The following is a 17,645-nucleotide window of genomic DNA, read 5'->3' on the forward strand; positions in this document are numbered from 1 at the left end:
TTTCGCATTTCATGTTTTCTGCGGCTTGCGAGCGATGTTCGGCTCCGGCCTGACGAGGAAAAACACGAGGCAGAGCGCGATCAGCGCCAACGCCGAAAGCATGATGAAGACGATGTTTTCGTTCTCTTCCATTAAGTATCCGATTAACGGCGGGCCTGCGGCGACCCCGAGAAACCGGAGGCTGTTGTAAATCGAGGTGATCATCCCCCGCTGGCTCTTCTGGACGGAACCGGTGATCATCGTATTGAGACACGGAAGCAACAAGCCGGTTCCCACGCTGCTTAGGGTAATAAGGCTCATGAACGCGATCAGGTGCTCCTTGTTCCAAACGAGCGTTAGTCCGAGCGACACGGTGGACAGCGTCAGACCGATATTCATGAGCCAGCGCATCAACGTCCCGTTCTTCTTAATGACGGCGCCCGTCGTGTACGAAGTGATGACGAGTCCCGCGAGCGGGATGGCGAGCACAAGCCCCTTGATGACGCCGTCGAGATTATACGGCTTCTCTTCCAAAATTTCGGACAAATAAAACAGAATGCCGAACAAGGTAAACAAGGCGAGGCTTCCCGCGAAGAACGACGTCACGAGCCAACGACCCTTCTCCTTAATAATATGTCCGACCGTGCGCAAATATTGTCCGACCGGTTCCTTCTTGCTCGTCTTCTCCTTCGGCTCCTTGATCAGGAACATCACGGCGAGCAGCGACAGGACGCAGAAGATCGGGAACGCGAAGAACGGCGCGTGCCATACGATCAACGCCAACGCGGCGCCGAGAATCGGACTGATAACCTTGCCGAATCCGTTGGACGCTTCCGTTAATCCGAGCACCTTCGATTCCGTCGCGCCGTTATACATGTCTCCGACGAGCGCCATCGCGATCGGCGCCGTCCCGGCCGCTCCGAGTCCTTGCAGCGCCCGCGCCCAGATCACCACGCTGTATGAACCCCACACCGCGCCGAAGCCGGCAAGAACGCCCGCGGCTCCGTACACGATCAGCGCCGGGATAATGATGGCCTTCCGTCCGAAGCGGTCGGACAAATAACCGACCACGGGAATGAAGACGCCGGCGGTGACGGAGAACAGCGTAATGACCAAGCTGCTCTTGAAATCGCTGATATTCATCTCGCGCTGCATGTCGGGCAGAATCGGCACCAGCATCGAGTTGCCCAGAACGAGCACCAGCGGGATGCTGGCGATCGCGATGAATTCCCAGATCTTGCCTTTGGCGCCCGCCTTGCCTCCTCCGCCTTCGGACGCGGCTTCGCGCGGATGTTCTTCCGCTTCCATATCGCTCTGGAACGTGATGTTCAGCTTGCGCGTCTTCGTCTTTTCCAACGTCGAATCGACTCCTCTGAAAGAAGAATGATCCTAATGTACCCGCCGCGGGAAGGTGACATTCGGGGAAACCGTTGGCAATCCGAGCGGAGCGGGGGGTTGGAAGTTTTCCGAGGAAACGGGTAATATATATGGAAGGAAAGGGTGGGATCACATGAGGAAAACGGTGCTCGCGCTTGCGATCGTCCTCCTGCTCGCGGGGCTCGCGATCATTCAGCAGTTCGCGACGGCGGAGACGGCCGCGCTGCCGACGGAAGAAGCGCCGAAGATCGGTTATTTGGCCCCTTCGTTCGAGCTGAAGACGCTCGACGGCGGGACGCTCGGCATCGGCAGAGGCGAACGGGAGAAGCCCGTCATCGTCAACTTCTGGGCGTCTTGGTGCGATCCGTGCCGGATGGAGGCGCCGATCTTGTCGGATTTGTACGAGAAGTACAAGGACCGACTCGACATCTATGGCGTGAACGGACTCGAATACGACGAAATGGCGAGCGTGCAAGCGTTCGTGAAACAATACAAATACGAATTCCCGACGCTGCTCGACGAGAAGAGCGTCGCGTTCAAGCTGTACCAAGTGCCGGGGTATCCGACGTCGTTCTTCGTCGATCGGCACGGCGTCGTGCGGGATATCGTGATCGGTCTGCCGGGGCACGAGGAATTCGAACGGAGATTGAAGAAACTGCTGGAAAGCTAAACAAGAAGGCCGTCCTTCGCGAAGCGATTCGCGCTCCGAAGGACGGCCTTCTCGTGTCTATGCGGTCAATGATTGACGATGCCGATGCGTTCGTGCTTCCCTTCGCGATTGTCCAGTACGACCGTACGTCCGATCAACGCGTACCGGATGCTGTCGAGAATCGCTTCCCAGCTCGCTTCGATGACGTTCTCGCTGACGCCGACCGTGTTCCAGCTCGCGTCGAAGTCGGACGATTCGATCAAGACGCGCACCTTCGCCGCGGTCGCATCCTTCTCGTTGATGACGCGCACCTTATAATCCGTCAGGTGAATGTCGCGGATGTCCGGGTAATACGTCTCCAGCGCCTTGCGCAGCGCATTGTCGAGCGCGTTGACCGGCCCGTTGCCTTCCGCCGCCGTATACACCGTCTCGCCGTGGACCTTTACCTTGACGATCGCTTCGGACGCGACCGGATTGTCGCCGGTCTTCTCGACGAGCAGCTTGAACGACTCGATCGTAAAGACGTTCTCCTGCTTGTCGTAGGCTTTGCGGATGAGCAGCTCGAGCGAAGCGTCGGCTCCTTCGAATTGATACCCGCGATGCTCCATGTCTTTGATCGTCTGGATGAGCCGCTTCGTCGATTCGTTCTCGAGGTCGAAGTCGAGGTTCATCTCCTGCGCCTTGAACACGAGATTGCTCTGGCCGGCGAGCTCCGAGACGAGCACCCGTTGGCGATTGCCGACGAGCTCCGGCTCGATGTGCTCATACGTCTTCGAGTGCCGCAGCACCGCCGAGACGTGGATGCCGCCCTTGTGCGCGAACGCCGCGCTGCCGACGTACGGCTGATTGACCGGCATGCTGACGTTGGCGATCTCGCTGACGTACCGCGCGGCGCTGGTCAGCGTCGCGAGCTGTTCGTCGGAGACGCAGCGGAAGCCGCCGAGCTTGAGCTGTAAGTTCGGGATGACGGACACGAGGTTCGCGTTCCCGCACCGCTCGCCGAGGCCGTTGAACGTGCCTTGAACTTGCCGGGCGCCGGCTTGCACCGCCGCGAGCGAATTGGCGACGCCGAGCTCGCAGTCGTTATGAGCGTGGATGCCGATCGCCGTCCTCACCGAGGCGACGACGTCTTGGACGATCGCCGAAATTTCGCCGGGCATCGAGCCGCCGTTCGTGTCGCACAGCACGATCCAGTCGGCGCCGGCCGCCTCCGCCTTGCGGATCGTCGCGAGCGCGTAATCTCTATTGTTCTTGTAGCCGTCGAAGAAGTGCTCGGCGTCGTAGATGACTTCGAGCCCTTGCTCCTTCAAGTAGCGGACGGAATCGTATATCATCGCTTCGTTTTCTTCGAGCGTCGTCTGCAGCGCCGTCGTCACTTGGAAGTCCCAAGACTTGCCGAAGATCGTGGCGACGCGGACGCCCGACTCGAGGATGGCGTTCAGGTTGCCGTCCTCTTCGGGCTTGACGCCCTTGCGGCGCGTGCTGCCGAACGCGGTCACCTTCGCGTGCTTCAGGGACAGCGAAGCGACCCGTTTGAAAAATTCGATGTCTTTCCCGTTGCTTCCCGGCCATCCGCCTTCAATATAATGAATGCCCAAGTCGTCCAACTTGGCGGCGATTTTCAATTTGTCTTCGACGGTAAGACTGACTCCCTCGCCTTGGGTCCCATCGCGTAACGTCGTGTCGAAGATCGTTACTTGTTGCGGCATTCCGGCGTCCTCCCTTGCGTATCCAAGTTTCCGTATTGCAGCGATTTCGAATATTATAGCACGGTTTGCAAGGTTGGAATATCCTTTTTCCTCGAAGGGCGCGCGCTTGACCGGGCGGCGGGCTCGCGAGTATGCTGAAATCAGCAGCCTGGAAGAGTCGTTTTTTGCAGGTTAGGGTGAGATGATGGTCAACGAAGACGCATATCCCAAGAGCGGGAGAGTCATATTGCATATCGACATGAACGCCTTCTACTGCTCCGTGCACGAGGCGGCGGAGCCGGAGCTGTACCGCGGCAAGCCGACGGCGGTCGCGGGCAGCGCGGAGGCGCGCAAGGGCATCGTCGTGACGTCGTCGTACCCGGCGCGGGCGAGAGGCGTCAAGACGGGCATGACCGTACGGGAGGCGACGCGCCTGTGCCCCGGGCTGATTCTGCTGAAGCCCGACTTCGACTTGTACCGCAGCTACTCGCTTGCGTTCCTGCGCATCGTGGAGAGCGTGTCGCCGCTCGTGGAGCCGGTGTCGATCGACGAATGCTACGTCGATATTACCGGCTCCAAGCAGTTCGGCCCGCCGCTCGCGATCGCGGGCGAGCTGCAGCGGCGCATTCGCGAGGAGCTCGGCCTGCCGTGCTCGATCGGCGTCGCGCCGAACAAGCTGCTGGCGAAGACGGCGTCCGACATGAAGAAGCCGAACGGGCTGACGGTGCTGCGGCTGCGGGACGTGCCGAGGGTGCTCTGGCCTCGGCCCTGCGACGAGCTGCACGGCATCGGCTCGAAGACGGCCGCGAAGTTGGAACGGCTCGGCATCCGGACGCTCGGCGCGCTGGCCGAAGCCGAGGAAGGGTTCCTCGTCGCGCATTTCGGCACCGTCGGCCGATGGCTGAAGCGCGCCGCGAACGGACGGGACGACGCGCCGGTGAACGCCGAGCGGGAGCAGGCGAAGTCGGTCGGCCACACGGTGACGCTGCCGGAGGACGTCACGGAGCCGGGCGAGGCGCGGAGGGTGCTGCTGAATTTGGCGGATCAGGTGACGCGGCGGCTCCGGCGCAAGGGGTTGATCGCCTCCACGGTCCAGATCACGATTCGCCGGCCGGACATGAAGACGATCACGAGAGCCGTCACGCTGCCGGCCCCTACGGACGAGGCGGCGGTCGTGCATCGCGCGGCATGCGCGTTGTTCGAGAAGCATTGGCCCGATCGCGCGCCGGTGCGGCTGCTCGGCGTCGCCTGTCAGAACTTGCGGGAGAAGGACGACGTCCCGATGCAGCTCGATCTGTTCGAGTATCGGGAGCAGCCGAAGAAAGCGGAACTCACTACCGTGATGGACCGCATTCGGGACAAGTACGGAGAGAGCGCCATCTTGACGGCGGGCATGCTCGGCGACGATCCGGCTTCCCGCATCCGAAATAAGAAGGAACGAGGCACCTCGCTGCAGATGGATCATCTAGAAGGGAACGAAGAGGAATGAGCGTAAAGGAGACCCCGGTCATCGCGTTCGTCGGACATCCGGACAGCGGGAAGACGACGTTGGCCTCGCAGGTGACGCGTTATTTTCATACTAGAGGATTGAAGGTTCTGTCGGTCGCGGAAGCGGACGAGGAAGACGAAGCGATTCGCGAGAAGTTCTCGATCGCCGGCGCCGCCGACGTCCGATTCGTCGCCGGGGCGGAAGGTCCGGCGGGCGGGGATTTCGATCCGGACCGGCGGTTCGACGTCGTCGTCGCCGACGGCCTGATCCGTTCCGGCGCGCCGAAGGTGTTCGTGTTCCGCACGGAAGAACAAGCCGCGCTGCTGACGGACGCGCTCGCGCCGGTCGTCGCCGCCGTGACGAAGGGGTCGTTTTCCAAAGATAACGACGCAGGCTTACCGGTATACTACTTCCATGAACTCGACGACTTAGTCGACGAGCTGGAACGCCGGTTCCTGCGAGGGGATTCGTCCGATATCGTTTGAATTTTGGGCCGGGTTGTATTATGATGACAAATGAGGCTTGCAACCAAGGGATGAGAATAGGGAGGAATTATTCATGGCAAAGTACACGTGGGTAGATAAAGAAACCTGCATCGCGTGCGGCGCTTGCGGTGCGACTGCCCCGGACATTTACGATTACGACGACGAAGGGTTGGCCGAAGTCATCTACGACGGCGATAACAACCGCGGCGTTACGGAAATTCCGGAAGACCTGTACGACGATCTTCAAGACGCATCCGACGGTTGCCCGACGGACTCGATCAAGGTCCAAGACAACCCGTTCGACAACTGATTTTTCCAAGTTCCATATGGAAGTCAGACCTTCCTCCGATCAAGCGGGGGGAGGTTTTTTGCGTGCAAAGATTGTATTGCGGACTTGTCTTTAACACCGTAAAATGAAAGATGGGCGTTTCATACTCAACGCCGATAGGGTAGGAGGACGAAACTGTGAGAAGAGCGAAGCAATGGGCAATAACGTTATTGGTTTTCACCCTTGTGTTCGGCATGTTCGGCGGTACGGCCCTCGGCGCGTCTACGCGATTCGCCTTGGTAACCGACGTGACCGGAACCGTGAAGGTGACGAAGGCCGGCGGGACGAAGGAGATTCGGGTATTCGACGGTATGGGCCTGAACGAAGGCGATAAGCTGAAGGTCGAGAAGGGCGGCAGCGTGACGCTGAAGGTCGCCGACCGGGACGACGAAGTGGTATTAGGGGATACTTGGAACGGTACGCTGTCCAAGCTGAAGGACAAGGCGGGCGGCAGCGATACGGCCGTGAAGACGTGGGCCGGCTCGATGTACAGTAAGGTAGAGAAAATTACGGGCTCCAGCAGTACATATAAGGTAGAGACGCCGACGGCGGTCATGGGCGTGCGAGGCACGCACTTTACGGTTTCGATCGATCCGATCACCGGTCTTCCGACGATGTTCGTCAGCGCCGGCAAGGTCGAGGCGGCAAGTCCGGGACAAGAGGATTCGACGCTGCTGCTTCCTGCGCAGCAGATTACTATATATCCGGACGCACCGCCGGAGGCCGGCGTATCGTACGTGGATCCGTCGGAAATCGTCAAGCAAGCGGACAAGAGCGTCATCGAGGCGCTGTTGAAGAACAAGACGTTGATCGACGAGGAGAACGAAGAAATCTTGAACGATCTCTCGGAAACCGGCGACGCGAGTCAAGAAGGCACGTTGAGATTGGAAGAGCAGGAAGCTCTAGACCGATATAGATCTAACGTCGAGAATGCGTTGTTCAACATCTTGAAGACGGCCGTGGACACCGGAACGATCGACGAGGAAGAAACGCAAGACATTATCGAAGCCGCCAACCAAGGGATTTCGGATCAGGATCGGCAATACGACTTGAACCGGGACGTGCCGCCGATCGACCGGACGGCGGGGGTCGATCCCTCGGCGGAGCGGCAGCGCGAGCAGCAGCGGCAGCGGGCGGAAGAGAGAAAGCAGCAGCAGGTGCAGCAGAAGGAAGAGAAGAAGTCGGAAGTCACGAACAATAACGCGTCATTGATTCAACAAATTCAACAAGCGGCGCAGCAGCAGCAGCAAGCGAACCAACAAGCGCAAGAGCAGAAGAAGCAGGAAGCGACGGACCGCCTCCTACAGCAGCTGTCCCAGCAGCAGCGCGACGCGCTTCAGCAGCGGGTAGAGCAGAAGGAGCAAGAGAAGCAGCAGCAGGAAACCGGGAAAGCCCCGACGACGCCGACGCAGCCTACCCAGCAGCCTGATTCGTCGTCGGACGACCGGACCGCGACGACGACGACGGTCGAGCTGAGCAAGAGCGAGCTGGTCGTAGGGGAAGCGATTACGATCACCGCCAGCGTGAAAAATAACATCACCGGCAACGCGGTTCCGGACGGCGCCACGGTGACGTTCCGCAAAGGCGCGACTTCGATCGGCACGGCGACGACGTCCGGCGGCAAGGCCGTACTGAGCCTGACGGCGGCGCAAAGCTTGACGACGTTCCCGATGGGCACGCATGCAGTGAACGCCATCTATCCGGGGATGGGTTCTCTTGAAAGCAGCACGTCCTTCTCGCAGTCGCTGAAGGTGAAGAGCGCGACGACGATGACCGTCGAAGGACCGACTTCGTCCGCGATCGGCGCGACGTTCACGCTCGGCGTTACGGTCGCCGCGACTTCGCCGGGCACCGGCACGCCGGTCGGCACGGTCGAGCTGTACGATAGCTCCTTAAAGATCGGCGAGAAGACGCTAGTTTCGGGGGCGACTTCGTTCGAACTGAAGCCGAACGCGACGGCGCCGACGACGAAGACGTATAGAGCGGTCTATAAACCTAGCGATACGGCTCTATATGTCGGGAACGAAAAGACGTTTACGCACGACATCGTGTCGCCGACGCCGGCTTCACCGGAGTTGACGCTGGCGAAGACGGATACGACGAACGGCTTCGATATCGCGGTGAAGCTCGATAACTTCACGGGCGCGAAGAAGCTGTACGGCATGCAGCTTCATTTCGTCAGCGGAAGAACGGTGAGCCCGGCGCTTCCGACGAACTCGACGTATTACACGGCGGATAAGTTCCCGGAGCAGACGGCCGAGGTGCTCCGATACGTCGACGGCGTGAACGAAAGCGGGCAGGAGCTGCGCGAGCAAATCTACTCCTTGACATTGTACGGCAGCGGAACCGCGGTCGCGTTCGACGAGGACGAGACGATGGCGACGCTCAAGTTTACGAAACCGTCCGGCATCGGCGACCCGGAGTTGTTCCAGTACGTCTATGCGCAATTCGTGTTCGAAGACGGGACGTCTTATGTGCCGGCAGCAACGTATTCTTGGACCTACTAAGGACTCATAAGGAGATTATATGAAAATCATTCGAACCTTAAGTCTTAGCACCCTCGCGGCGGCGCTTCTCTTCGGGGGAGCGGCCGGCGCGAACGCGGCGATCTATTCGCCGGAAGGCCGGCCCTTGATCGAGTCGTTCGACGTCGCGGGCAGCGGGGAGTTCGACGAGCTGAACGGAGCGGCGGCGGAAGCGTCGTTCCGGCATCCGGGCGCGGTATTGGCGCTGAGGGACGGATCTCTGCTCGTCGCGGATACCGGCAACCACCGCATCCGCCAGATGAAAGGCGGGAACGTGTCCGGCTATGCCGGCGTGGAGGTTACGGTCTTGTTCGACGACGCGGGCTTGCCGGCGGGCGCGCTGCAGGACGGTGTTCGCGAACTGAGCTTCTTCTGGAGTCCGGCGGGCCTGGCCGCCGATGCGAGCGGCAACGTCTACGTGGCGGACAAGGGCAATCACGCCATTCGCAAGATCGCCGCGAACGGCGCGGTGTCGACCATCGCGGGCAATGGCGTGCTCGGCTACAAAGACGGCGCGGGAGCGGAAGCGGCGTTCGATTCGCCGTCGGACGTCGCGGTCGCGAGAGACGGCACCGTCTATGTAGCGGATACGTTGAATCACGCGATCCGCAAGATCGACGCGGCAGGCAACGTGACGACGCTGAACGCGTTGTCCAAGCGGGCGGTCGAGGCGTTCGAAGGCGTCGTCGAGGAAGCGGGCGACTTCAAGGACGGACCGATCGCGGAAGCGTTGTTTAACGAACCGACGGGACTGGCGTTGGATGCCGAAGGGAATCTATACGTAAGCGACACCGGCAATCAGCGCATTCGATATATCGACTTCGCCGCGGGCACGGTGACGACGGTCGCCGGCGGCGGCCGGTACGCGAAGGATGCGTTGTACGTAGAAGGCTTCTACGTCGACGGAGCGGCCGCCGACGCAAGATTTTACAGCCCGAAGGGGCTGGCGGTAGACGCGGAAGGCGGTCTGTACATCGCGGACAGCTTAAACCACAGCATCCGGTATTTGAAGGACGGCAAGGTCGTCACGGTCGTCGGCAACGTCGACGGGGAGTACGGCATCGCGAACGGCATCGATCAGAGAGCGATGGTCGATTATCCGTCCGACGTCGCGATCGGCGCGGACGGCAGCTTGTACGTCTCGGACACGTATAATAACAAGATTCGTAGAGTCGAGTTTTACGAGCTTCCGAACGGGTGGGCGGCGAACGGCGAGATCCGCGTATTGTTCAACAACAATGCGGTCTCGTTCGATGCGAAGCCGGAGCTGCGTTCGAACCGGACGATGGTGCCGGTGCGGGCGATCGCGGAGGCGATGGGCTATGAAGTCGCGTTCGAGGGCAACGATATCGTCTTGTCCGGCGCGAGCGGCACGATTCGACTTACGATCGGCGCTCACGAAGTGAGACAGACGGCGGACGGCGTGACGACGACGACGGAGATCGACGCGGCGCCGTACGTCGCGGACGGCCGTACGTACGTGCCGGTTCGATTTTTCGCCGAGCAGGTCGGCGTCGACGTCGATTGGCACGGCGCGTCGACGACGGTCATTCTGAGAGAGTAGCAGCGGGAAGGTCGCTCCAGCGGATGGGGCGACCTTTTTTTTGTTGTTCGGGGGGAGGCGGCGGGCGCAAAACGGGGGCCGAACGCGCAGCGCCTTGCGACCGAACGCGGCAGGTCGGCACCGATGCGCCGCCAACGAAAAAAGTCCGTCGAACGAAACCCGTTCGACGGACCGTGCCCCGCATGGCGGCGGCTCTATATAGCCGAGATTAATTGTTCACGAAGATGACGAGCGCAATCAAGAGTACGAGCAGTACGCCGAGCGAGATGCCGGCAATCTTAAGCGCCTTGGGATTGCCTTCATCTTTCTTCGGTTTCCGCAGCGGCTGGAGCGTCTTGCGCTTGGCCATAGCCTCTTCTCTCCTTCGGATGGGGTAGGTTGTATTGTACTCTCATTGTAAACGGTTTCGACAACCTTTTCAACGAGAGGAACGCGCCGCTTTCTTTTTCTTGGAAAAACTTTTACACTAAGGAGATAGGGAAAAGAGTCGGAGAAAGCAGGTAGAAGCCATATGTTGTATTCCATCGCCAAATCGGTGCTGTTTCGTCTCGATCCGGAGCGGGCGCATCATCTGACTATCGGCGGACTGACGGCGGCGACGCGCGTGCCGGGCGCCTTGGAGGCGCTGCGCGCGATGTACGGCGTGCCGAAATACGCCGAGCTAGCGACCGAAGTATGCGGTCTGAAATTTCCGAATCCGATCGGCTTGTCCGCCGGACTCGATAAGAACGGCACCGCGGCGGAAGCGTTCGCGGCCATGGGCTTCGGCTTCGTGGAGGTCGGGACGGTGACGCCCGTCGGACAACCCGGCAACGAACAACCGCGGTTGTTCCGTCTGAAGGAGCACGAAGCGCTCATCAATCGGATGGGCTTCAATAACGTCGGCGCGGAGGCGATGGCGGCGAGTCTCGCTCGCGCCCGGATGCCGGTGCCGCTGTTCGTCAATATCGGCAAGAACAAGACGACGCCGAACGAGATGGCGGCGGACGATTACGTCAGCAATCTGAAGACGTTGTACGAGCATGGCCACGCATTCGTAGTGAACGTCAGCTCGCCGAATACGCCCGGGCTGCGCAGCTTGCAGCAGGGCGACGAGATGCGCGCGCTGCTGCAGGCGGTGGCGGCGGCCCGCGATACGCTGTCGACGGCGCGGCCCGGCGCGGCGAAGAAGCCGGTACTCGTTAAGATCGCGCCCGACCTGACGGACGAGCAGCTCGCCGATACGGTGGCGGCGGTCGTCGCGTCTAGCGTCGACGGCTTGGTCGCGACGAATACGACGCTGGCCCGCGAACCGGTCGCCTCGCATCGGCATGCGAGCGAAGCGGGAGGCCTCAGCGGCAAACCCCTCAAGCAGCGCTCCACCGAAGTCATCCGGGACGTCTATCGCGAGACGCGGGGCGGACTCCCGATCATCGGGTCTGGCGGCATTTTTACCCCCGAGGACGCATATGAAAAGATACGGGCGGGCGCCTCGTTGGTGCAAGTGTACACGGCGCTGATATACGAAGGCCCGGGCTTGGTTCGCCGGTTGGCCGAAGGCGTGCGGACGCTGGCGCTGGCGGACGGGTTTCGAAGCGTCTCCGAAGCGGTAGGCCGATAACGAGGGGCGGACGGTTGCCCGGACGGCGATAGGAGGTGGCGACGGATGGACGGAAGAGACTGGGGAAAATTCCTGATCCCCTACGATCAAGCCGTGGAAGAATTGAAAGTGAAGTTCAAGACGATGCGCGTCGAGATGAAGAAGCGCGAGGAATATTCGCCGATCGAATTCGTGACGGGACGCGTGAAGCGGGTCTCCAGCATCTTGGAGAAGGCGAAGCGGCTGAGCGTGCCGATGGATAAGCTGGAGACGGGCATCGAGGATATCGCGGGCATCCGCATCATGTGCCAGTTCGTCGCCGACATCGATCAGATGGCGGAGTTGATTCGAGCTCGCAAGGATATGCGGGTGCTCTACGAGAAGGATTACATTAAGAACAATAAGCCGAGCGGATACCGCAGCTACCATATCATCGTCGAATACCCGGTGCAGACGGCGCTCGGCATGAAGGCGATCTTGGCGGAGCTGCAAATCCGCACGCTCGCGATGAATTTCTGGGCGACGATCGAGCATTCGCTCAGCTACAAGTTCCGGGGCAACCTGCCCGAGCACATTCGTGACCGGCTGCAGAGCGCCGCCGAAGCGGCGTTCAAGCTGGACGAAGAGATGTCGCAAATCCGCGAGGAAATCGTCGAAGCGCAGAAGCTGTTCGAGGATCAGTCGTCGCGCGTCAGCCAGGTGTTGAACGACATCCAGCAGTTGTACTTCTATAACCGGGCGAAGGAAGCGCAGCAATTCCAAAACCGCTTCAGCGAGCTGTGGGGCGTCGAGGACGACCCTTGGCGGCTGCGGGAGCTGTCGGAGCAAGTCGAGGCCGCGCTGCTGCTGGCGAAGAAGGAGAATCGATCGTGACGGCGGGGACAAGAGCCGGAAGTGGCGCTCCCCCGGCTTACGACCCGTTGTACGTCGCCTTCGTCGCGTACTTCAACCGGGAGCGGGACTACTTCGAGTGCCACGAGGTCATGGAGCAGCTGTGGCTCGAGGAGGCGCGGGACCCGTTGTACCAAGGACTGCTGCAGGTCGCGGTCGGCTTATACCATCACCGCAACGGCAATATCGACGGCGGCGTCAAGCTGCTGTCGGCGGCGATTCGCAAGTTGGAAGGCAACGAAGCGATCGTACTCGGCATTCGTCTCGATCGGCTCCTGACGGACGCGAAATCGCACTTGGAGAGGCTGCTGCGGCATGAGGAGACGCCGTTCCCTTTCCAAGACCTCGATATCGATATCGTCGATCCCGCGCTCGTCGCGGCGGTCGAAGCGTTCGTGCCGGGCGAGGAAGAGGAGCACGCTTAACGGATCGGATATGGAAAAAGCCCCCGTCGCCGCTTTCCAGCAGCGCTACGGGGGCTCTCTTCTTACGTGGAGGCGGCGGTTTCGCCGTACGTCGAATCGATAAACTGGCGGATCTCGTCGATCGACTTGCCTTCGTCGGCCAGCTTGATGGCGTCGCGGACTTCCATGAGGCAGATGCCGCAGGAACCGCCGTGGTCGGTCCAATGCACGCCGTCGTCGTCGACGCCGGCGATGAAGCAGCGGAACAACGAGTCGTGCGGGTCGTTATATTCCATGCATCCGCAATAGCAATTCAGTTCCTTCAGGACGTCCATGTGGTCGTATACCTGCGAGTAGAAGTCCCTTGTCGTATCGGTATAATTGTCGAGGAACGCCGGAAGCACGTCCGGCGACGCGGTAACCTCGATATTGTCCGGGAGGCCGTGAGCGGCATGTCCGCCGCTATGATCCGCGTGCTCCTCGCCCGCCGTCGACGCGCAGCCGGACAAGACGATGAATAGGAGCAGCGCGAGCGCCGTCAGCGGGAGCGCCCGCCGGGGCAGCCGGAAGACCGAGCGCAGCCGCGTCGTCATGACTGCGCCGCGCCTTTATTCCGAGCGAAGAAGTCGGCGAACTTGGCTTCGTCGTTTTCGGCGCCGAAGCCGCCTTCGATACGTTCCTTCTCCACGCCGTTCTCGTAATAGATCAATGTCGGCGTATAGACGATGTGATACTTGCCGAAGCCGTCGTTGTATACGTCGAGGTTGAACTGCGGTACGTCCACCCCGGCATCCTCGATGATCGGGTTGAGCACCGGCGTCGTCTGCATGCAATACGGGCACGTGGAAGAGAAATAATAAAGGAAGAACGATTCCTTATCGGCGATCTTCCGATCCAACTCGTCCGGCAGGATGATGTTCTGGTAATTCGGGTCATCCAACAGATCGACCGTCTGCGGCGACAGCTGCGACGTCGGAATGCCGTACACGTTGTCGCTGCTCGCCTTGTTCGCTTGCTGATTGACGACGACGAGCGCCACAATCAGGATCGCGAATACCGTAAAGTACAAAATCAGCTTGCGAGATACGTTCTTCTGCTTCGGACCGCCCCCTCGGGAAGCGGATGCTTTCTTGCTCATTACCGTCACCTCTTCAAATTTGAGAGTTATTTAGAAACCATTATACTACATTCGTGGACGGACCACTATCGACCGTTCGGTGACAAAAGAAGGGAACGAGAAACTATGGGCGCGAAGCTGCGGCTGGATAAAATGTTAAGCCATCTCGGATACGGCTCGAGAAGCGAAATCCGGAAATACGCGAAGGAAGGACGCATCGCGGTCAACGGAAGGAAGGCGAAGGACAGCGGGGAAACCGTGGATCCGGGGAAGGACGAAGTCGCCTTCGACGGCGCCGTCGTTCGTTACCGGGAGTTCATCTACCTGATGCTGCACAAGCCGGCGGGCGTCGTCTCCGCGACGGAGGACAATCGAGATCGAACGGTGGTCGACCTGCTATCCCCCGAACAGGCCGCGTTCGAGCCGTTCCCGGTCGGTCGGCTCGACAAGGATACGGAAGGGCTGCTGCTCCTCACGAACGACGGCCAGCTGGCGCACCGGCTGTTGTCGCCGAAGAAGCACGTGCCGAAGACGTATTACGCGGACATTGCGGGCGTCGTCACGGCCGAGGACGGCGAGGCGTTCGCCCGCGGGGTAACGCTCGACGACGGCTACGTCACGCTGCCGGCGAAGCTGTCCGTGCTGGAGAGCGGGCCGACGTCGCGCATCGAGCTGACGATTACCGAAGGGAAATTCCATCAGGTGAAGCGGATGTTCGAAGCGGTTGGCAAGAAAGTTACATACCTCAAGCGACTATCGATGGGAAGTCTGTCGCTCGATCCGGAGCTGCCGCTCGGGGCGGTTCGGGAGCTGACGGACGAAGAATTGGAAAATCTCCGTATGGGGTTGCCGCAAACAGGACAATCTACACAATGATTGCATAAGCAGTCGCTGCCAATACCTGTACCCCGGAGGGAATGCGCCATGACCACGATCATGCTTAGGCCCGATCTGAAGACGTCGGGAGGAGAGATCCACGACATATTATTGAACGGACGGTACGCCGGCAATATGACCCTCGTCTACCGCGAGCGTGATCGCATCGGCGGGGCCGTGCAGCTCGACCGAGCGTCCATGACCGAATCGGACAAGCGCGAGGTGGTGCAGTTCGTCCGGAATTACATCCAGGACCTCATTCTCGCGGTACGCGCCGTCGACTGCGACGTCGTCGTTACGAACAGCGCCTACGATCATATTATCGCGACGAACCGCGACGAGGCGGGACGCTGGAAAGAGATGGACGACGCCGAGGATTACGACCTGCTTGCGGACGCCGAGGAAGACGAGGATGCGTACGAAGACGTCGCAGGGTTCGACGCCGACGAATACGAGACGTTAGGCGACGAGGACGCGGACAATCTCGATCATATCGAGATGCGGACGCCGGACGGTCGGAAGGCTGCGTATTACGAGCTCGTCGTCGTCAGCGAAACCCGCAATAAAATAGAGTACCATGTGTACGATCAAGAGATGGAATGGTTGGCCGAGGCGGTGTTCAGCACGCACGGAACGGACTGCTTCGGAGAAATCCGGTTCATGTTCCTTCCCGGCGAGGACGAGATCGAAGCGGTCACCGACCTGATCGTGTCGGATTTCGACGAGGACGAGATCGACTCGTTCGATATCCGGGTGCTGCACGCCGGCGAGGAGCTGGAGCGCATCGAGCTGACGCACGAGGATTTGACCGACGACGATGCGTTCGTAGACGACGTCGCGATGCGGGACGACGAAAGCGACTATACCGTGACGCTCGCGAGAGACGACGGCGACATGCTGACGTACGAAATTTATAACCAGCGTCACGGCGGACTGCCGATCGGCACCGCCACGGTCGACATCGCGAACCGACAGCTGTCCGGCTTCATCGACTTCCGCGATCCGGTGGACGAAGAGGAACGCGAGATCGTCGCGACGCTGCTCATGCGCGAGCTGGACAAGGAGAAGGAGTACAAATCCCTCAACTTGTCCGTGATGCACGAGAACGTGAAGATCGACGAGCTTCTGTTCGAAACCGATCCGGTCCATTAACGATAACGAACCGCCGAACGAACCGCCGAACGAACCGCGGAACGCGCCGCCGATGCGATGCGTTCCGCGGTTCGTCTTTTTTTTCGTCGCGGGTTCAGGTATAGTCCAATTAGGAACGAGAATAGCTTATATAACGAAAGGAAGATTCGACTGATGAAGAAGCTGTACGTCGTATTTTTGCCGATGCTGGACGCGGAGAAGAGCGCGGAGCACCGCCAGGCGCATCTCGATTACTTGGAACAGAAGTATAACGAAGGCGTATTGACGGCGTACGGCCGGTTCGTGGACGGCTGGGGCGGCATGCTCGTGTACGAGGCGGAGTCCGAAGAAGAGGTGAAGGCATGGGCCGTTAACGACCCGTATATCGTACACAACGCCCGCACGTACGAAATTCACGAGTGGGCCGTCGCCAAGGCGAATTTGCAGCGGTAACCTACATAAGCGGGGGGAGTCCGGTTGAACGAACAGAACGAAGGCTGGGTATACGTCTGCTCGGATTCCGTCGGGGAGACGGCGGAGGCGGTCGCCCGCGCGACGTTCCGTCAATTCCAACGGGAGCAGGCGAAGATCAAGCGGGTCGGCAACGTCCGGACGGAAGGCGAGATCGTGGCCTTGCTGGCGGAAGCGGCGGCGGCGCGAGGGTTCGTCGCCTACACGCTCGTACAGCCGGAGCTGCGGGAGGCGATGCGGACCGAATCGCTGCGCCTCGGCGTGCGGACGGTCGACATTATGGGGCCGATGATTCAAGCGTACGTCGACACGTTCAACGACGCGCCGAAGCGGGTGCCGGGTCTTCTGCACGTCCTCGACGACGAATATTTCAGGCGCGTCGAAGCGATCGAGTTCGCCGTCCGGTGCGACGACGGCCGGGAGCCGGAGTCGATGCGCGCGGCGGACATCGTCATTCTCGGCGTCTCCCGCACGTCCAAGACGCCGCTCAGCATCTACCTTGCGCATAAGGGCTATAAGGTGGCGAATTTGCCGCTCGTGCCCGAGGCGCGGCTGCCCGACGAGCTGCGCCGGGTGCCGCCGGGCCGATTGATCGGGCTGACGATGGAAGCCGAAGCGATCGCGAAGATCCGGCAGGAGCGGCTGAAGGTCGTCGGGCTGCCGTTCGGCGCGCTGTACGCGGATCCCGCCCGGGTCGAGGCGGAGCTGCGCTACGCGAACGACGTCATGCGGCACTACGGCTGCCATATTATCGACGTCTCGAATCGGGCGATCGAGGAAACCGCCGGGCTGATCATGGACTATATCAACCGTTAATCCCTATTCATTCCAAGGATCGCCGACCGGCGGTCTTTTTTTTTATCTTCGCCCTTCCCGAGTTCCGGTTGTCCTATTACACGATTGAGGCCGATTTGCATCCGTCCGGTTCTGCCCCGTTCCCGTCGGCGGCATCCGCGAATGCTGTGGCAACCTGAATACGCCGAATGGTCCGATCTCGGTTTATTGACATCTGGACCAAGAAGGAAAGCTTCGCTCCGAAATTCAGGCACCCACGGGAGACGAGTTGTTCGATGAATTTTCCAATAGCATTGC

Annotated in this window: 18 protein-coding genes; 13 read left to right on the plus strand and 5 right to left on the minus strand. The window is 60.3% G+C overall.

Annotation, left to right across the window (positions count from 1 at the left end; translation table 11 throughout):
- Positions 1-9 precede the first annotated feature (9 nt).
- Positions 10-1,335: an MFS transporter gene (locus tag RIN49_RS10820; RefSeq protein ID WP_309120179.1), complete on the minus strand. Its 1,326-nt coding sequence runs from the start codon at positions 1,333-1,335 to the stop codon at positions 10-12.
- Between the two features lie 154 nt (positions 1,336-1,489).
- Between RIN49_RS10820 and RIN49_RS10825 the strand changes: the two genes are divergently transcribed.
- Positions 1,490-2,026 carry a TlpA family protein disulfide reductase gene (locus RIN49_RS10825; RefSeq protein ID WP_309120180.1) on the plus strand — a complete coding sequence of 179 codons (537 nt, stop codon included), beginning with the start codon at positions 1,490-1,492 and terminating at the stop codon, positions 2,024-2,026.
- A 65-nt stretch (positions 2,027-2,091) separates the two neighbouring features.
- On the opposite strand, the gene cimA is transcribed toward RIN49_RS10825, so the two are convergent.
- Positions 2,092-3,714, minus strand: coding sequence for a citramalate synthase (gene cimA, locus RIN49_RS10830; RefSeq protein ID WP_309120181.1), 1,623 nt, complete (start codon positions 3,712-3,714; stop codon positions 2,092-2,094).
- A gap of 181 nt (positions 3,715-3,895) precedes the next feature.
- Between cimA and RIN49_RS10835 the strand changes: the two genes are divergently transcribed.
- From RIN49_RS10835 to RIN49_RS10855, 5 genes are all read left to right on the plus strand, one after another.
- Complete coding sequence (locus tag RIN49_RS10835) at positions 3,896-5,182, plus strand: DNA polymerase IV (protein ID WP_309120182.1); 1,287 nt, start codon at positions 3,896-3,898, stop codon at positions 5,180-5,182.
- Entirely contained in the window at positions 5,179-5,667 is a 489-nt protein-coding gene (locus RIN49_RS10840) for a molybdopterin-guanine dinucleotide biosynthesis protein B (RefSeq protein ID WP_309120183.1), read from the plus strand. Before RIN49_RS10835 ends, RIN49_RS10840 begins: the two co-directional genes overlap by 4 nt.
- A 73-nt stretch (positions 5,668-5,740) precedes the next feature.
- Positions 5,741-5,977, plus strand: coding sequence for a ferredoxin (locus RIN49_RS10845; RefSeq protein WP_309120184.1), 237 nt, complete (start codon positions 5,741-5,743; stop codon positions 5,975-5,977).
- 155 nt (positions 5,978-6,132) lie between these two features.
- Positions 6,133-8,502, plus strand: coding sequence for an Ig-like domain repeat protein (locus RIN49_RS10850; protein WP_309120185.1), 2,370 nt, complete (start codon positions 6,133-6,135; stop codon positions 8,500-8,502).
- A gap of 19 nt (positions 8,503-8,521) precedes the next feature.
- Positions 8,522-10,084 (plus strand): stalk domain-containing protein, encoded by a 1,563-nt coding sequence (locus tag RIN49_RS10855; protein ID WP_309120186.1) that lies wholly within the window; start codon positions 8,522-8,524, stop codon positions 10,082-10,084.
- Positions 10,085-10,292: 208 nt separating this feature from the next.
- On the opposite strand, the gene RIN49_RS10860 is transcribed toward RIN49_RS10855, so the two are convergent.
- A complete protein-coding gene (locus RIN49_RS10860; RefSeq protein ID WP_309120187.1) occupies positions 10,293-10,433 on the minus strand; it encodes a hypothetical protein in 141 nt (46 codons plus the stop codon).
- Between the two features lie 162 nt (positions 10,434-10,595).
- Between RIN49_RS10860 and RIN49_RS10865 the strand changes: the two genes are divergently transcribed.
- The 3 genes from RIN49_RS10865 to RIN49_RS10875 are packed head-to-tail and all read left to right on the plus strand — an operon-like array spanning position 10,596 to position 12,979.
- Positions 10,596-11,684, plus strand: a complete 1,089-nt coding sequence (locus tag RIN49_RS10865) for a quinone-dependent dihydroorotate dehydrogenase (RefSeq protein WP_309120188.1) — start codon at positions 10,596-10,598, stop codon at positions 11,682-11,684.
- Positions 11,685-11,729: 45 nt separating this feature from the next.
- Entirely contained in the window at positions 11,730-12,536 is an 807-nt protein-coding gene (gene yjbM, locus RIN49_RS10870) for a GTP diphosphokinase (protein WP_309120189.1), read from the plus strand.
- A complete protein-coding gene (locus RIN49_RS10875; RefSeq protein ID WP_309120190.1) occupies positions 12,533-12,979 on the plus strand; it encodes a DUF309 domain-containing protein in 447 nt (148 codons plus the stop codon). The genes yjbM and RIN49_RS10875 overlap by 4 nt, the downstream gene beginning before the upstream one ends.
- Positions 12,980-13,041: 62 nt before the next feature.
- On the opposite strand, the gene RIN49_RS10880 is transcribed toward RIN49_RS10875, so the two are convergent.
- The gene (locus RIN49_RS10880) at positions 13,042-13,551 is read right to left on the minus strand and encodes a PCYCGC motif-containing (lipo)protein (RefSeq protein ID WP_309120191.1); all 510 of its coding nucleotides are present in this window, start codon (positions 13,549-13,551) and stop codon (positions 13,042-13,044) included.
- Positions 13,548-14,096 carry a thioredoxin family protein gene (locus RIN49_RS10885; RefSeq protein WP_309120192.1) on the minus strand — a complete coding sequence of 183 codons (549 nt, stop codon included), beginning with the start codon at positions 14,094-14,096 and terminating at the stop codon, positions 13,548-13,550. Before RIN49_RS10885 ends, RIN49_RS10880 begins: the two co-directional genes overlap by 4 nt.
- Positions 14,097-14,201: 105 nt before the next feature.
- Between RIN49_RS10885 and RIN49_RS10890 the strand changes: the two genes are divergently transcribed.
- The 4 genes from RIN49_RS10890 to RIN49_RS10905 all read left to right on the plus strand — a co-directional run bounded on the left by RIN49_RS10890 (position 14,202) and on the right by RIN49_RS10905 (position 17,369).
- Positions 14,202-14,951 carry a pseudouridine synthase gene (locus tag RIN49_RS10890; protein ID WP_309120193.1) on the plus strand — a complete coding sequence of 250 codons (750 nt, stop codon included), beginning with the start codon at positions 14,202-14,204 and terminating at the stop codon, positions 14,949-14,951.
- A gap of 48 nt (positions 14,952-14,999) precedes the next feature.
- A complete protein-coding gene (locus tag RIN49_RS10895) occupies positions 15,000-16,103 on the plus strand; it encodes a P-loop NTPase family protein (protein WP_309120194.1) in 1,104 nt (367 codons plus the stop codon).
- A gap of 153 nt (positions 16,104-16,256) precedes the next feature.
- A complete protein-coding gene (locus RIN49_RS10900; RefSeq protein ID WP_309120195.1) occupies positions 16,257-16,535 on the plus strand; it encodes a YciI family protein in 279 nt (92 codons plus the stop codon).
- Positions 16,536-16,559: 24 nt separating this feature from the next.
- Entirely contained in the window at positions 16,560-17,369 is an 810-nt protein-coding gene (locus RIN49_RS10905) for a pyruvate, water dikinase regulatory protein (RefSeq protein WP_309120196.1), read from the plus strand.
- Positions 17,370-17,645 lie beyond the last annotated feature (276 nt).

Origin of the sequence: Paenibacillus sp., assembly GCF_031177825.1 — a bacterium.
Taxonomy (GTDB): domain Bacteria; phylum Bacillota; class Bacilli; order Paenibacillales; family YIM-B00363; genus Paenibacillus_AE.

Excerpts from the sequence above, each read along its gene's own strand:
- cimA (WP_309120181.1), bottom strand. The coding sequence starts at position 3,714 with ATGCCGCAACAAGTAACGATCTTCGACACGACGTTACGCGATGGGACC.
- RIN49_RS10825 (WP_309120180.1), top strand. The coding sequence starts at position 1,490 with ATGAGGAAAACGGTGCTCGCGCTTGCGATCGTCCTCCTGCTCGCGGGG.
- RIN49_RS10840 (WP_309120183.1), top strand. The coding sequence starts at position 5,179 with ATGAGCGTAAAGGAGACCCCGGTCATCGCGTTCGTCGGACATCCGGAC.
- RIN49_RS10855 (WP_309120186.1), top strand. The coding sequence starts at position 8,522 with ATGAAAATCATTCGAACCTTAAGTCTTAGCACCCTCGCGGCGGCGCTT.
- RIN49_RS10835 (WP_309120182.1), top strand. The coding sequence starts at position 3,896 with ATGATGGTCAACGAAGACGCATATCCCAAGAGCGGGAGAGTCATATTG.
- yjbM (WP_309120189.1), top strand. The coding sequence starts at position 11,730 with ATGGACGGAAGAGACTGGGGAAAATTCCTGATCCCCTACGATCAAGCC.
- RIN49_RS10860 (WP_309120187.1), bottom strand. The coding sequence starts at position 10,433 with ATGGCCAAGCGCAAGACGCTCCAGCCGCTGCGGAAACCGAAGAAAGAT.
- RIN49_RS10880 (WP_309120191.1), bottom strand. The coding sequence starts at position 13,551 with ATGACGACGCGGCTGCGCTCGGTCTTCCGGCTGCCCCGGCGGGCGCTC.
- RIN49_RS10890 (WP_309120193.1), top strand. The coding sequence starts at position 14,202 with ATGGGCGCGAAGCTGCGGCTGGATAAAATGTTAAGCCATCTCGGATAC.
- RIN49_RS10885 (WP_309120192.1), bottom strand. The coding sequence starts at position 14,096 with ATGAGCAAGAAAGCATCCGCTTCCCGAGGGGGCGGTCCGAAGCAGAAG.
- RIN49_RS10865 (WP_309120188.1), top strand. The coding sequence starts at position 10,596 with ATGTTGTATTCCATCGCCAAATCGGTGCTGTTTCGTCTCGATCCGGAG.
- RIN49_RS10895 (WP_309120194.1), top strand. The coding sequence starts at position 15,000 with ATGACCACGATCATGCTTAGGCCCGATCTGAAGACGTCGGGAGGAGAG.
- RIN49_RS10845 (WP_309120184.1), top strand. The coding sequence starts at position 5,741 with ATGGCAAAGTACACGTGGGTAGATAAAGAAACCTGCATCGCGTGCGGC.
- RIN49_RS10900 (WP_309120195.1), top strand. The coding sequence starts at position 16,257 with ATGAAGAAGCTGTACGTCGTATTTTTGCCGATGCTGGACGCGGAGAAG.